12 protein-coding genes and 1 riboswitch are annotated in these 13,870 nt (G+C 67.1%); of the genes, 6 read left to right on the top strand and 6 right to left on the bottom strand.

The window, feature by feature from the left end; all coding sequences use genetic code 11:
• Positions 1-31: 31 nt before the first annotated feature.
• Together pncA and AC07M7_RS15015 are read right to left on the bottom strand one after the other, a co-directional pair.
• On the bottom strand, positions 32-658 hold the full coding sequence (gene pncA, locus AC07M7_RS15010; protein ID WP_495207754.1) for a bifunctional nicotinamidase/pyrazinamidase: 627 nt from the start codon (positions 656-658) through the stop codon (positions 32-34).
• 55 nt (positions 659-713) lie between these two features.
• The gene (locus tag AC07M7_RS15015; RefSeq protein ID WP_428709771.1) at positions 714-1,400 is read right to left on the bottom strand and encodes an epoxyqueuosine reductase QueH; all 687 of its coding nucleotides are present in this window, start codon (positions 1,398-1,400) and stop codon (positions 714-716) included.
• A gap of 161 nt (positions 1,401-1,561) precedes the next feature.
• A riboswitch (cobalamin riboswitch) is annotated at positions 1,562-1,776 on the bottom strand.
• A 154-nt stretch (positions 1,777-1,930) separates the two neighbouring features.
• Here AC07M7_RS15015 and AC07M7_RS15020 point away from each other — a divergent pair.
• Complete coding sequence (locus AC07M7_RS15020; RefSeq protein WP_253079596.1) at positions 1,931-3,781, top strand: patatin-like phospholipase family protein; 1,851 nt, start codon at positions 1,931-1,933, stop codon at positions 3,779-3,781.
• Between the two features lie 72 nt (positions 3,782-3,853).
• On the opposite strand, the gene AC07M7_RS15025 is transcribed toward AC07M7_RS15020, so the two are convergent.
• Both AC07M7_RS15025 and AC07M7_RS15030 read right to left on the bottom strand, forming a co-directional pair.
• Positions 3,854-4,807, bottom strand: a complete 954-nt coding sequence (locus AC07M7_RS15025; protein WP_253079597.1) for a DUF1028 domain-containing protein — start codon at positions 4,805-4,807, stop codon at positions 3,854-3,856.
• Positions 4,808-5,145: 338 nt separating this feature from the next.
• Positions 5,146-6,513, bottom strand: a complete 1,368-nt coding sequence (locus tag AC07M7_RS15030; RefSeq protein WP_495207755.1) for a helix-turn-helix domain-containing protein — start codon at positions 6,511-6,513, stop codon at positions 5,146-5,148.
• A 114-nt stretch (positions 6,514-6,627) separates the two neighbouring features.
• On the opposite strand from AC07M7_RS15030, the gene AC07M7_RS15035 reads away from it, so the two are divergent.
• Genes AC07M7_RS15035 through mmsB form a run of 5 tightly spaced genes read left to right on the top strand, consistent with a single transcriptional unit; the run spans position 6,628 to position 12,167 of the window.
• The gene (locus AC07M7_RS15035; RefSeq protein WP_495207756.1) at positions 6,628-8,133 is read left to right on the top strand and encodes a CoA-acylating methylmalonate-semialdehyde dehydrogenase; all 1,506 of its coding nucleotides are present in this window, start codon (positions 6,628-6,630) and stop codon (positions 8,131-8,133) included.
• A gap of 14 nt (positions 8,134-8,147) precedes the next feature.
• A complete protein-coding gene (locus AC07M7_RS15040) occupies positions 8,148-9,314 on the top strand; it encodes an acyl-CoA dehydrogenase family protein (RefSeq protein WP_495207757.1) in 1,167 nt (388 codons plus the stop codon).
• Positions 9,311-10,108 carry an enoyl-CoA hydratase gene (locus AC07M7_RS15045; protein WP_495207758.1) on the top strand — a complete coding sequence of 266 codons (798 nt, stop codon included), beginning with the start codon at positions 9,311-9,313 and terminating at the stop codon, positions 10,106-10,108. Before AC07M7_RS15040 ends, AC07M7_RS15045 begins: the two co-directional genes overlap by 4 nt.
• The gene (locus AC07M7_RS15050; RefSeq protein ID WP_495207759.1) at positions 10,105-11,280 is read left to right on the top strand and encodes an enoyl-CoA hydratase/isomerase family protein; all 1,176 of its coding nucleotides are present in this window, start codon (positions 10,105-10,107) and stop codon (positions 11,278-11,280) included. Before AC07M7_RS15045 ends, AC07M7_RS15050 begins: the two co-directional genes overlap by 4 nt.
• Positions 11,277-12,167 (top strand): 3-hydroxyisobutyrate dehydrogenase, encoded by an 891-nt coding sequence (gene mmsB / locus AC07M7_RS15055; RefSeq protein ID WP_004136647.1) that lies wholly within the window; start codon positions 11,277-11,279, stop codon positions 12,165-12,167. Before AC07M7_RS15050 ends, mmsB begins: the two co-directional genes overlap by 4 nt.
• A 136-nt stretch (positions 12,168-12,303) precedes the next feature.
• Here the strand turns inward: mmsB and AC07M7_RS15060 are convergent, their stop codons facing one another.
• Positions 12,304-12,729: an organic hydroperoxide resistance protein gene (locus AC07M7_RS15060; RefSeq protein ID WP_004153735.1), complete on the bottom strand. Its 426-nt coding sequence runs from the start codon at positions 12,727-12,729 to the stop codon at positions 12,304-12,306.
• Positions 12,730-12,840: 111 nt separating this feature from the next.
• Complete coding sequence (locus AC07M7_RS15065; RefSeq protein ID WP_495207760.1) at positions 12,841-13,821, bottom strand: cation diffusion facilitator family transporter; 981 nt, start codon at positions 13,819-13,821, stop codon at positions 12,841-12,843.
• Positions 13,822-13,870 lie beyond the last annotated feature (49 nt).

Below are 13,870 nucleotides of genomic sequence, written 5' to 3' on the forward strand. Positions count from 1 at the left end.
CCCCCCCCCCCCCCGGCACTACCGTTGTGGGTCAGGCGATCGCGATCCCCACCTTGCCCAGCGCCTCGCGCACCATCGCGTCGTTGGCTTCGGTCACCGGCTTGGTCAGCTCCCACAGGAATTTCACCCGGAAGCCGGACTTCACCGCGTCCTGCGCGCTCCACAGCACGCAGTAGTCGCGGGCCAGGCCGGACACGTGCACCTCGCGGATGCCACGCTCGTGCAGCCAACCGGCCAGGCCGGTGGCGGGACGGGTACCGTCGGGCCCGTGGTTCTCGCGGAAGGCACTGTACGAATCCACTTGCTGGCGGGTGCCCTTGCGCAGGATAAGGTCGGCCACGGTCCAGTCCACATCCGGGTGCAAGGCAGCACCCGCGCTGCCCTGCACGCAGTGGTCCGGCCACAGGGTCTGCGGCTGCGCGTGCAGCAGGATGGTTTCGAACGGGCGCTGGCCGGGATGCTGGCTGGCAAACGAGGCATGGTCGGCCGGGTGCCAGTCCTGTGTCGCCACCACGGTGCCGTAGCGGCGCTGCGCCAGCAGATCAGCAATCGGTGCCACCAGCGCATCGCCCTGATCGCAGGCCAGCGCACCGCCGGGCATGAAGTCCGGCTGCAGGTCGATCACCAGCAGGGCGACATCGGCGGGCAGGGCGGTCATGGCAGTTCCGGTACAACAGAAGGGGCGACCAGCGTGGCCGCCCCATGCCCACACGTCAATCGCCCTGCGGCGTCTCAGCGTCCTGCCCGTAGTACAGCAGGCCGATCTTGATCCGTTCGCGGCCGTTCTCGCGGCGGTGGCGGTTGGCATCGCGCAGCGAGTACACGCAGCCGCAGTATTCCTGCTGGTAGAACTGCTCGCGCTTGCTGATCTCTACCATGCGGCTGGCGCCGCCGCCCTTGCGCCAGTTGTAATCCCAGTACTGCAGGCCTTCATAGCGGGATGCAGCGCGGATGCCACAGTCGTTGATCTGCGTCATGTTCTTCCAGCGCGAAATGCCCAGCGACGAACTGATGGTGTCGTAGCCGTGCTCGTGCGCATACAGCGCGGTGCGCTCGAAACGCATGTCGAAGCACATCGTGCAGCGGATACCACGCTCGGGCTCGTTCTCCATGCCGCGTGCACGACTGAACCAGTTGTCCGTGTCGTAGTCGCAGTCGATGAATGGAATGTTGTGCTGTTCGGCGAAGCGGATGTTTTCCTGCTTTCGCAGTTCGTATTCCTTCACCGGATGGATGTTGGGGTTGTAGAAGAAGATCGCGTAGTCGATCCCGGAGGCGGTGATCGCCTCCATTACTTCGCCCGAACAGGGCGCGCAGCACGAATGCAGCAGCAGGCGCTTGCCGTCGGCGGGCAGGGTCAGGGTGGGGCGTTGGAGCTCGGTCATCGTCAGGTACCGCATGGACCGCCGGCAACGGCGGTGGCCCATGCATCAGCGCGTGGGTGAACAGGTCTGGCCGGATACCGTGAAAAGGACGCGCGCGGCGGCATCGCCTGCACGCGCAGGACGACGACGGCCCCGGCAACCTCCCCGCGGAGATTCCAGGTCGAGTCAGGGGACGGTCGTGTCCCCTGGCCGGGGCAGGTATTCGGGCTGATGGACACAGGCCGCAGCCCACCTACTACCTGCCGCTTCCCAGGCGTGAGCCCAGTGCTGTTGGCAGGATTCGTTTCCATTCACCGCTGCGGGGCAGCTCCGGAATGGGCGCGCAAGGCGCCTTCACCGGATTCCCGTTTAAATCCCTGCCGCCATCAACGCCACGGCAGGGATACCTTCGGCATGCCCACGGTGGACGCGTTGGCGGCAATGGTCAAGGCCCAATGAAAGTGCAGGGCTGTGGCTGGTTTCTCAGGCTGTGAGAGCGCCTCTTGCCATACTGGGCACCGACAGACGGGAGGTGGCTCGTGGCGGCGAAGTACTGCGATCTGGTCATGAAAGGTGGCATCACCAGCGGCATCGTGTACCCCAATGCGGTACTGGCGCTGGCCCGCGAATATCGCTTCAAGAGCATCGGCGGCACCTCGGCCGGCGCCATCGCCGCGGCGGTGGCAGCGGCAGCGGCGTGCGGTGATCGTCAGCAGCAGGCGGGTGAGCACCTGTCCGGCGACGCAGGCTACAGCGGGTTGTCGGCGGTGTCGGCGCAGCTGTCGCGGCGCGGCTTCATCTACAGCCTGTTCCAGCCGGCGCGAGGCGCTCGTGCGGCTTATCGGCTGCTGGTGGTGCTGACCGGTAATGCCCGCCTGCCGCACAAGCTGCTGTGCCTGGCCGTTGCCGTGTTCGAGATCGCGCCACTGGAGGTGTTGGTGTCGCTGGCGCTGCTGTTGGGCCTGGGCTGGTGGGGCGGTGGCTGGAGCGGCGTGGCCGCCACGCTGCTGCCGTCGCTGCTGTGCGCTTATGGTGCCGGCGTGGCCGGCGCCGCGCTGCGGGTGGCGCGGGTGGCGCGGCGCAATCTGCTGGGCCTGTGCAGCGGCCTCGGCCGCGACGCGCGCAAGCCGGCATTGACCGAGTGGCTGCACGAGTGCCTGCAGCAGTTGTCAGGCAAGCCGCTGGATGCACCGCTCACCTTCGCCGACCTGCACGATGCGCCGCGCTATGCCGGTGAGCCGGACAGCCCGCATGCGATCAGCCTGCAGATGATCACCACCTGCGTGTCGCATAACGAACCGCGCACGCTGCCGTTGGGTGGGGCGCAGTTCTGGTTCCTGCGCGAGGAGTTCGAACAGCTGTTTCCGGCCAGTGTGGTGCAGTGGATGGTCGACCGTGCCGGCCCACCGCGCGAGGTTGAAGGCCGCAACTACTACCATCTGCCGCAGGGCGCGTCGCTGCCGGTGCTGGTGGCCACGCGCATGAGCCTGAGCTTCCCGTTGCTGATCAGCGCGGTGCCGCTGCATGAGCCCTCGCGTCGCGAACGTCGCTGCGAGCCGACGTCGACGGCTGCAGATGAGGGCGGGCAGAACGTGGCCGACAGCATGGAAGGGCTGACCAGTGCCGGGCAGACCTGCGGCCCGGTGATCACCGCGTTCCGGATCTGCTGGTTCTCCGATGGTGGCATCAGCAGCAACTTCCCGATCCACCTGTTCGATGCCGCGTTGCCGCGCTGGCCGACCTTCGCCATCAATCTGGTCTACCCGCAGCATGCCGAAGAGGTGAGCCACGGCAGCAGTGGCCGCCAGGCGCTGGAACAAGCCGTGTTCCTGCCCACCGAGAACCGCCACGGTTGGCAGCGGACCTACCAGTCGATCGCCACACCGCTGGCCGCTGCGGAGCTGGGCCGTTTCCTGTTCGCGGTGGTGGCGACCATGCAGAACTGGCGCGACCTGCTGCAGGCGCGTGCACCGGGCTACCGCGACCGCATCGTGCACGTCAGCCTGCAGGGCGACGAGGGCGGCATGAACCTGGACATGCCGCAGGAGGTGCTGACCCGCATCGCCGACAAGGGCAGCCTGGCCGGTGCACGGTTCTGTTCGTTCTCGTTCGAGAACCACTACTGGATCCGCTGGCGCAACCTGGCCTCGGCCTACCAGCGCTACACGCTGGAAGTGGCGCGTACCGATGACCCGGCGCAGCAGGTACTGGCCTACCGTGCAGCGTACGCGATGGTTGCCAGCGGCCAGCCGACGCCGCCGTCGTACAAGCTGGGCTCGGAGGACAAGCGGTTGGCCTCGCAGCAGTTGTGGGGGCTGATGGTCGAGCAGGGACGCAGCTGGGACGACCTGGGCCCGGACCTCACCGATGGCGCGCCGCGCCCGCTGCCGCAGATGAAAGTGACGCCGATCTATTGATCAACGCCGCAGCCGATTGAACTGCTCTGGTGGGTGCCGACCTTGGTCGGCACGATCTGACCCCGCGGTGCGTCACCGCCACGGCGCCACCACCGCATCACCCTGCAACGGTGCATACAACGGCAACGTCAGTTCCTGCTTCACCCAGCCCGGATTGAGCGCACGCAGGCCGGCCAGATATTCGCGCGCCAGCGCGGTATCGCCCTGTCGCATCGCCAATCGTGCGGCGCGCGCCCAGGTGCGGTCCCAGCCGTGCGCCAGCGACAACGACGTTGCCAGCGCCGCGCGCGCGCCTGCCACATCACCCTTCTCCCAACGCTCCTCGGCGCGGATGATCGCTTCGTTGGACAGGCGCATGTCGTACAGCTCGCGCAGCCTCGCTACCGCACGCGGGTCGGCGTCCACGCGGAGGTCGGTGTCCTGCCAGTCGCCCCCGGGCGTGCGCACCAGCAGCGCCGCCGACCATTGCCCGCTGCGTTGCCCCCCCGCTGCCTGACCGGCTTCCAGCGCCGCCAACAAGCGTGCGGCCAGCGGCCCACGTGAGGCGGCGAAGACGCGTTGCATCGATGCCAGCACCTCTGGCCCGGCCAGGCCATTGCCCTGCACGCTCAGCATGCCCTCACCCTGCGCACCGGCCCAACCCGCCTGCTGCGCGGTGGCGCCGGTGTACTGCGCATTGCCGCCGCGCGCGCTGACCAGTCCCACCTGGCGCTCGGCAAGCGTGGTGCCATCGAAGTTGCCGTCTTCATCCAACAGCTGCTTCAGCACCTGCGCAGGCGTGCGGCCTTCGGCCAACAGCTCAAGGCCTTTGGAGCCATAGGTCGGGTTGGTCTCGAACTGGCTGGCGACCGCGCCCACCTTCGCCTGTGCCCACGGCACACCCACACCCCCGACCGCCAGGTTGTGCGTAGCCACCGCCACACCGCAGTCGCCGGCCTCATTGCAGGCCGCAATGGAAAAGGTCGCCCACGCCGGCGCAGCGACGGCGGCGAGCAGCAGGACCAGGCAAGAGCGCAGCAAGGACATTGGGTGTCTCCAGGATGGGCATTGCAATGGGATGCAGCCTACGCACGAAAGGTTTAGTAGATCCACGCCATGCGTGGATCTACCGTGTCGACCAAGGTCGACACCCACCAGGGCAATACGTCGTTCCGACAGGTAGCAGGAACCTGTCGAAGGCGGGGTGGTGTCGGATTGCGGGGTGTCCGCGGCATGGATGCCGCGGCCAAGCCCCCAGGGACGGGTTCACGGCGTCCCCGCAATCCGACACCGCCCCGCCATCCCACGGAATGCCAGCTTTTGCCGTTGCTGTTGCCGTTGCTTCGGCCTCTGCAGGTGCAGGGCGCAGCCCTGCCGAACCAACCCTATCGCCCCGGCAACTGAGCGAACGCGCGCTGCATGCAGTCCTCGCGCGGACACACCCGGCACCCCGGGCCGATCGACACCGAATTCCCCGGACTCTGCACATCCAGCCCCAGTGAATACACCAGCCGCTCGGCGTGCTGCAGATCGCAGCCCAGCGCCACCGCGAACGTCTTGCGCGGCTGGCCATGGCCGACCGGACCACTGCTGACCTGCCGCGCCAGCCAGAAATGACGACGCCCATCGGGCATGCGCGCCGTCTGCGTAAGGATGCGCCCCGGCTGGTTGAACGCCTCGTAGACGATCCACAGCGGGCACGAGCCACCCACCTGCGAGAAGTGGAAATCGGTGGCGGAGTGGCGCTTGGATACGTTGCCGGCGCGGTCCACCCGGATGAAGAAAAACGGCAGGCCGGGTGCGCTGCGCCGTGCCAGCGTGCTCAGCCGGTGGCAGACCGCTTCGAAGCCGACGCCGAACTGATGCGCCAGCAGTTCGATGTCGTAGCTGCTGGCTTCGGCCGCACGCAGGAAGCGCATGTACGGCATCACCAGCGCGCCGGCGAAATAGTTGGAAAGACCGATCCGTGCCTGCGCGATGCGCGCGTCGTCGGTGAAGCCGGCACGCGCCACCACCGCATCGATCTGCGGCAGGTAACCGTGCAGCGCCAGCTCGGCGGCCATCTGGAATGCCTGCTGGCCAGGCTCCAGATAATCGGGCAGCCACAGCCGCCGCGCACCGGCGTCGTACTGGCGCTTTTCGCGCCCGGCCTGCAGCGCGGCCACTTCCACCAGCACCCCGTGGCGGTCGGCCAGCAGCTGGCGCAGCCGTGGCGCCACGTGTCCCGGCGCCAGCCCCCATTCGGCGAACAGCTGCTCGGCCAGTTCGTCCAGCTCGGGAATGTGGTTGTGCATGCGGTTGAAGAACTCGCGCACCTGGTCACCCGCCGGCAACGTGCTGCCCGCACCCGGCTCGCCCAATTGGAACTCCAGCGCGGCGGCATGCTCGCGCAATGCCAGGTGGCGGCGATGCAGGTCCAGCAGGGCGCGGCTGACCTGCGGCAGGTTGCCTGCCAGCGCGCGCAGCTCGGTAGCACTGACGTCGGCCAAGCCCAGATCTCGCAGGGTTTCGCCCAGCGCTTCCTGCAGCGCGGCGGGCTCATCGTCGTCGAACAGGGAGGAAACATCGCCCAACACCTCGCCCAGCTTCTTCTGCACGGCCGGGGTCAGTGGGCGCTTGTTGCGCTCGATCTGGTTCAGGTAGCTGGCCGACAGCCCCAGCGCCTGCGCCAGGGCTGCCTGGCTGTAGCCCCGCTGTTCGCGCAGCCGCAGCAGGCGAAGGCCGAGTTGCCGCTGGATGGCTGAATAATTCACAGAATTAACATGAATCGTCTGGCGTGTTGGCCAGATTAAGCGGATTCAGGCCGGAAATCGAGGAGGGTGTTGTGAATAATGCCAAGCATCTTTCGAGCCAGTGGGATTGTCGTCATGACTGTTGCAGCGCCCCGTATCCGCATGCTGATCGATGGCCAGTTCGTCGAATCGGCCACCTCCCACTGGCAGGACGTGATCAATCCGGCCACCCAGGACGTGCTGGCCCAGGTGCCGTTCGCCACCACCAGCGAAGTGGATGCCGCCGTTGCTGCGGCCAAGGAAGCCTTCAAGACCTGGCGCAAGACCCCGATCGGCACCCGTGCGCGCATCTTCCTGAAGTACCAGCAGCTGATCCGCGAGAACATGAGCGAGCTGGCCCACATCCTCACCGCCGAACAGGGCAAGACCCTGCCGGACGCGGAAGGCGATGTGTTCCGCGGCCTGGAAGTGGTCGAGCACGCCGCTGCCATCGGCAACCTGCAGCTGGGCGAGCTGGCCAACAACGTGGCCAACGGCGTCGACACCTACTCGATCATGCAGCCGCTGGGCGTGTGCGCCGGCATCACCCCGTTCAACTTCCCGGCGATGATCCCGCTGTGGATGTTCCCGATGGCGATCGCCACCGGCAACACCTTCATCCTCAAGCCGTCCGAGCAGGACCCGATGGTCACCATGCGCCTGGTCGAGCTGGCGCTGGAAGCCGGCATTCCGAAGGGCGTGCTGAACGTCGTCCACGGCGGCGAGGAAGTGGTCAACGCGATCTGCGACCACCCGGACATCAAGGCGGTGTCGTTCGTCGGTTCCACCCGCGTCGGCACCCACGTCTACAACCGTGCCTCGCTGGCCGGCAAGCGCGTGCAGTGCATGATGGGCGCCAAGAACCACGCCGTGGTGCTGCCGGACGCCAACAAGGAACAGACCCTCAACGCGATGGTCGGCGCCGCCTTCGGTGCTGCGGGCCAGCGCTGCATGGCCGCCTCCACGCTGGTGCTGGTCGGTGAAGCACGCAACTGGGTGCAGGACCTGGTCACCAAGGCCAAGACCCTGAAGGTCAGCGGTGGCACCGTGGCCGGCACCGACGTCGGTCCGGTCATTTCCTGCGGCGCCCGCGAGCGCGTGGAAGGCCTGATCGCATCGGGCGTGGAGCAGGGCGCCAAGCTGGTGCTGGACGGTCGCAAGCCGCAGGTCGATGGTTTCGAGAAGGGCAACTTCGTCGGCCCGACCATCTTTGCCGGTGTCACCACCGACATGCGCATCTACCAGGAAGAGATCTTCGGGCCGGTGCTGGTCATCCTCGAAGCGGAAACGCTGGAAGAGGCCATCGCGATGGTCAACAGCAACCCGAACGGCAACGGCACCGCACTGTTTACCCAGTCCGGCGCGGCTGCGCGCAAGTTCCAGGAAGACATCGACGTTGGCCAGGTCGGCATCAACGTGCCGATCCCGGTGCCGGTGCCGCTGTTCTCCTTCACCGGTTCGCGTGCTTCCAAGCTGGGCGATCTGGGCCCGTACGGCAAGCAGGTGGTGCTGTTCTACACCCAGACCAAGACGGTCACCGCGCGCTGGTTCGATGACGAGACGCTCAGCCATGGCGTCAACACCACGATCAGCCTGAAGTAACGGCAGGAGCAGCCATGAGCCACTCGATGACGACGGAACTGGAAGAAGCGCAGCAGGCGTACCGCGAGGCGGCGCGCGACTTCGCACAGGCCGAACTGGCACCGCACGCCGCGCGATGGGATGCGGAGGGCATCTTCCCGCGCGAGGCGATCGCCAAGGCCGGTGAACTGGGCTTCTGCGGTCTGTACATGGACCCGGAAGTGGGCGGCAGCGGCCTGAGCCGACTGGACGCCGCCGTCGTAATCGAGGAGCTCGCCAACGTCGATCCGTCGACCGCGGCGTACATCAGCATCCACAACATGGCGTCGTGGATGGTGTCCAAGTGGGGCCAGCCGGCGCTGCGCGATGCGTGGGGAACCGATCTGTCCTCGGGCAGCAAGCTGGCCTCGTACTGCCTGACCGAACCGGGCGCAGGTTCCGATGCGGCCTCGCTGAAGACCACCGCCGTACGCGACGGTGACTTCTATGTGCTGAACGGATCCAAGGCCTTCATTTCCGGCGCCGGTGCCACCGAACTGCTGGTGGTGATGGTGCGTACCGGTGGTGCCGGTGCTGGGGGTGTCAGCGCCATTGCGGTGCCGGCGGACCTGCCGGGCATCAGCTTCGGCCGCAAGGAAGAGAAGATGGGCTGGAACAGCCAGCCCACCCGCGGCATCACCTTCGAAAACGTCCGCGTACCGGTCAGCCACCTTCTGGGAGAGGAAGGTGGCGGCTTCAAGCTGGCGATGAAGGGGCTCGATGGTGGCCGCATCAACATCGCCGCGTGCTCGCTGGGTGCTGCGCAGGGCGCGCTGGATGCCGCACGCCGCTACATGGGCGAGCGCCGCCAGTTCGGCAAGGCGCTGGCTGATTTTCAAGCGCTGCAGTTCAAGCTGGCCGACATGGCCATCGAACTGGTGGCCGCCCGGCAGATGGTGCATTCGGCTGCGCGCAAGCTCGACGCCGGTGCCAGCGATGCCAATGTGTGGTGTGCGATGGCCAAGCGCTTCGCCACCGATGCCGGTTTCAACGTCTGCAATGAAGCGCTGCAGATCCACGGCGGCTACGGCTACATCCGCGAATACCCGATCGAACGCCTGCTGCGCGATTCGCGTGTGCACCAGATCCTGGAAGGCACCAACGAGATCATGCGGGTGATCGTCGCCCGTCACCTGCTCAACACCGAAGAGGAACTGCGATGAAGGATTGGCGTACCCAGGAACACGTGGGCCTGAAGGTCGAGGCCGATGGCCACACCGCCGTCGTCACCCTGCACAACCCGCCGGCGCATACCTGGACCGTGCACAGCCTTTCGGCGCTGCGCGACCTGGTGGGCGCGCTCAACGCAGACCGCGACATCTACGCGCTGGTGATCACCGGTGATGGCGAGAAGTTCTTCTCCGCCGGCGCCGACCTCAACCAGTTCGCCTCGGGCGACAAGGCCGCCGCACGCGAAGCCGCGCGCCGTTTCGGCGAAGCCTTCGAAGCGCTGTCCGCGTTCCGTGGCGTGTCCATCGCCGCCATCAACGGCTACGCCATGGGCGGCGGCCTGGAATGTGCGCTGGCCTGCGACCTGCGCATCATCGAAGACCATGCCCAGGTGGCGCTGCCAGAGGCCACCGTCGGCCTGCTGCCGTGCGCCGGTGGCACCCAGAACCTGCCGCGCCTGGTCGGCGAGGGCTGGGCCAAGCGCATGATCCTGCTGGGCGAGCGCATCAACGCTGAAACCGCACTGCGGATTGGCCTGGCCGAAGAAAAGGTCGGCAAGGGCGAAGCCAAGGCACTGGCCCTGGAATGGGCGAAGAAGGCCGGCAAGCAGAGCCCGACCAGCATCGCCGCCTGCAAGACCCTGGTGCAGTCCACCCGCACCGGTACCCATGCGTCGGCGCTGGTGGCCGAGCGCGAGGCCTTCGTCGATCTGTTCGACACCGCCGATCAGGTCGAGGGCGTCAGTGCCTTCCTTGAAAAGCGCGCCGCGCAGTGGAAGAACGCATGACCACCGACACCGTTGCCGAACAAGCACCGGTGCTGTTCGAAGAGCGCGTGGCCAGCAATGGCACGCGCATCGGCATCGCCACGCTGAACGCACCGCGCACGCTCAATGGCTTCTCGCTGCCGATGGCACACCTGCTGCTGAAGCAGTTGAATGCCTGGGCCGACGACGATGCCATCGCCATGGTGGTGCTGCAGGGCGCCGGTGAGAAGGCGTTCTGCGCCGGCGGTGACCTGCACAGCCTGTACCAGAGCATGCGTGCCTACCGCGACGCCGGCCAAAGTGATATCCGCGGGAACGACTACGCCGCCGAGTTCTTCGACGTCGAGTACCGCGTCGACTACCTGATCCATACCTACGCCAAGCCGATCCTGTGCTGGGGCCACGGCATCGTGATGGGCGGCGGCATCGGCCTGATGTCCGGCGCCAGCCACCGCGTGGTCAGCGAACGCTCCAAGCTGGCCTTCCCGGAAATCACCGTGGGCCTGTTCCCGGACGTGGGTGGCAGCTGGCTGCTGCCGCGCGTGCCGGGCAATGGTGGCCTGTTCCTTGCCCTGACCGGCGCGCTGCTGAACCCGGGCGACGCCATCTACGCCGGCCTGGCCGACGTGCATGTGGCCGAAGAACGCCGTAGCGCGGTGTTCGATGCGCTGCTGCAGGTCGCGTGGTCCAGCAACGCGGCCCACAACCACGAACGCCTCAGCCATCTGCTGCAGTCGCATGCCAGTGACGCCGCCACCGGCCCGCTGCTGGCCAATGCCGCGCAGGTCGAGGCGCTGTGCGAAGGCGATGAGCTGCAGGCCATCGTGGCGCGCATTGCCGGTCTGCAGACCGACGATGCCTGGTTGCAGGCCGCACAGAAGACCCTCGCCGCCGGTGCACCCGGCTCGGCACGGCTGTCGTACGAGCTGCAGCGACGCAGTGCCGGCCAGGACCTGGCCGCGATCTACCGCCTGGAGTACATCGTCGCCCTGCATTGCGCCGCCCACGGTGATTTCGCCGAAGGCATCCGCGCGCTGCTGATCGACAAGGACCGCAATCCGCAGTGGAACCCGGCCACCCTGGCCGAGGCCACCGGCGCGTGGGCCGACACCTTCTTCGCTTCCCCCTGGGCCGATGCCGCGCATCCGCTGGCCGACCTGGGCACTCCCCTTGTTGAAAGGAGCCTTGCATGAGCCGCATTGCATTCATCGGGTTGGGCAACATGGGTGGCCCGATGGCCGCCAACCTGGTCAAGAACGGCCACACCGTGCGCGTGTTCGATCTGGTCCCTGCCGCAGTGCAGGCCGCCGTCGATGCTGGCGCCAGCGCGGCCGCATCGGCGCGCGAAACCCTGGCCGATGCCGAGGTGGTGATTTCGATGCTGCCGGCCAGTCGCCACGTCGAAGGCGTGTATCTGGGCGACGACGGCATCCTCGCCGCGATTCCGGCCGGTGCACTGGTCATCGACTGCAGCACGATCGCCCCGGCCAGCGCCCGCAAGGTATCCGAAGCCGCCGCCGCACGTGGCCTGCAGATGATCGACGCGCCGGTGTCCGGCGGTACCGCCGGTGCGCAGGCCGGCACCCTGACCTTCATCGTCGGTGGCGAAGAGGACGCGCTGGAGCGCGCCCGTCCGGTGCTGCAGGCGATGGGCAAGAACATCTTCCACGTGGGCGCCAGTGGTGCCGGCCAGGTCGCCAAGCTGTGCAACAACATGGCGCTGGGCGTGATCATGGCGGTGACCGGTGAAGCCATCGCACTGGGCGTGGCACACGGGCTGGACCCGAAGGTGCTGTCGCAGATGATGGCCGTCAGCACCGGCCGCAGCTGGGCCACTGAAGTGTGCAACCCGTGGCCGGGCGTGCTGGAAAACGCCCCGGCGTCGCGTGGTTACAGCGGTGGTTTCGGCAGCGACCTGATGCTCAAGGACATGGGCCTGGCGGTGGAGGCGGCGATGAGTGTCGGCGCCTCGATCCCGCTGGGAGAAGTGGCCCGCAACCTGTACTCGATGAACCACCAGGCCGGCCGCGGCAAACTGGATTTCTCCAGCGTCGTGCAGCTCATTACGAGCGAGAAGTAAGCGAATGCGTCCCCGGCCGCGCGCCGGGGCCCACCCGAGGTGGGATGGGCGGATGCTCGGTTTCGACCGGCATCCGCCCATTTTTTTGGGGTCGGATCCCTTTCGCAACGCGAAAGGGCTCTGACCCCCGGCCGCATCAGGCAACGATCAGCGTCACGTCGATGTTGCCTCGGGTGGCGTTGGAGTACGGGCACACGATGTGTGCCTTCTGCACCAGCTCTTCCACCTGCTCGCGCGGCACGCCCGGCACATTGATGGTCAGCTCGGCTTCGATGCCGAAACCGGTCGGGATCTGGCCGATGCCGACCTTGCCGGTCACGGTGGTGTCGGCCGGCAGCGCGACCTTGGCCTGGCCGGCGACGAACTTCAGCGCGCCCAGGAAGCAGGCCGAATAGCCAGCGGCGAACAGCTGCTCCGGGTTGGTGCCTGGGCCACCGGCGCCGCCCAGCTCGCGCGGGGTCGACAGCTGGATGTCCAGCACGTTGTCGGAGGAGACGGAACGGCCTTCACGGCCGCCGGTGGAGGTGGCCTGGGCGGTGTACAGAACCTTTTCGATGGACATTGGGATGCTCCTGGTCGGTGGGTGGGTGTTGCGTTGGAGCCTACTTTGCCCGGTTTCCGCGTACGTTGGGTTGCAATACGTCCGGAAAACTTGATTCATCGTCCTGTCGGCCTAGATCGTCCACTCGCGGTCGGTGGTGAACATGATGGTCAGCCAGCGGTCCGGCGAGGCCTCGCCCAGTGCATCGCCGATCTCGTCGCGCAGCTGGTCCCATTCCACCAGCGGCCGCGGCGGGTCGTTTTCCGGCACCACGAAGAACAGCTCGATCTGCTCGCCACGCCCCACCTGGGCCACGTAGCTGCGGTGCTCGACGAAGCCGTGCTTGGCCACGATCGCGCGTGCCACTGCATCCACATGGGCCTGCAGTTCCGGCGGGGTTACCAGCAGGATGCCGGCCAGCGCCCGGCGCACGGTGCCGAGCGGAGCGATCATCACCAGCACGCAGACGAAGGCGAGGATGGCCGGATCGATGTAGGGCCCGATCCAAACCCACGAGGTGCCCTGCACCAGTACACCACCGAGGAAGGCCAGCAGGTAGCAGGCCGACATGCTGGCCGCGATCACCCAGTTCTTCGCGTCCAATGCGATGAACTCCGAGCCGATGCGGCGGTTGGCGCGCAGGATGAACCAGGCCAGCGCGCCTTCGCCCACGATCGACAGCCCGGCGAAGGCAATGGCCGGGCCGAGCGCGATATGGCGTCCACCGGACATCAACGCATCGACCGCATTGACCAGGGCATACAGCGCGGCGCCGATCATCAGCGTGCCGCTCACCCCCAGCACGATCGGCTCCAGGTGCCAGAATCCCATGGTGAAGCGCTGGTTGAGCCGCGATTGCAGTGCGTCGGTCTGGGTGGACAGCGCGATCAGCCGCGCCACCAGCAGCGACAGCCAGGTCATCACCACGTCGATCAGGCCGTAGATGCCGTCGAAGATGATCAGCGAGGAATTGGCCAGCAGGCCGAACACCACCGCCGCCGCGGCCAGCAGCAGCGAGGCGGCGATCGACAGGCGCAGCACGCCCTGTTCGGTGGCGGGGTCGAAGAACTGCGGGCGGTTGGCGGCCATGCTGTGATTGTAGAGCGGAGCCATGCTCTGCTGCGTTTCGCTGCCTTCGCCGGCCATCCGCGCTACCCCCGTG

It is taken from the genome of Stenotrophomonas sp. GW821-FHT09E08 (genome assembly GCF_059416125.1).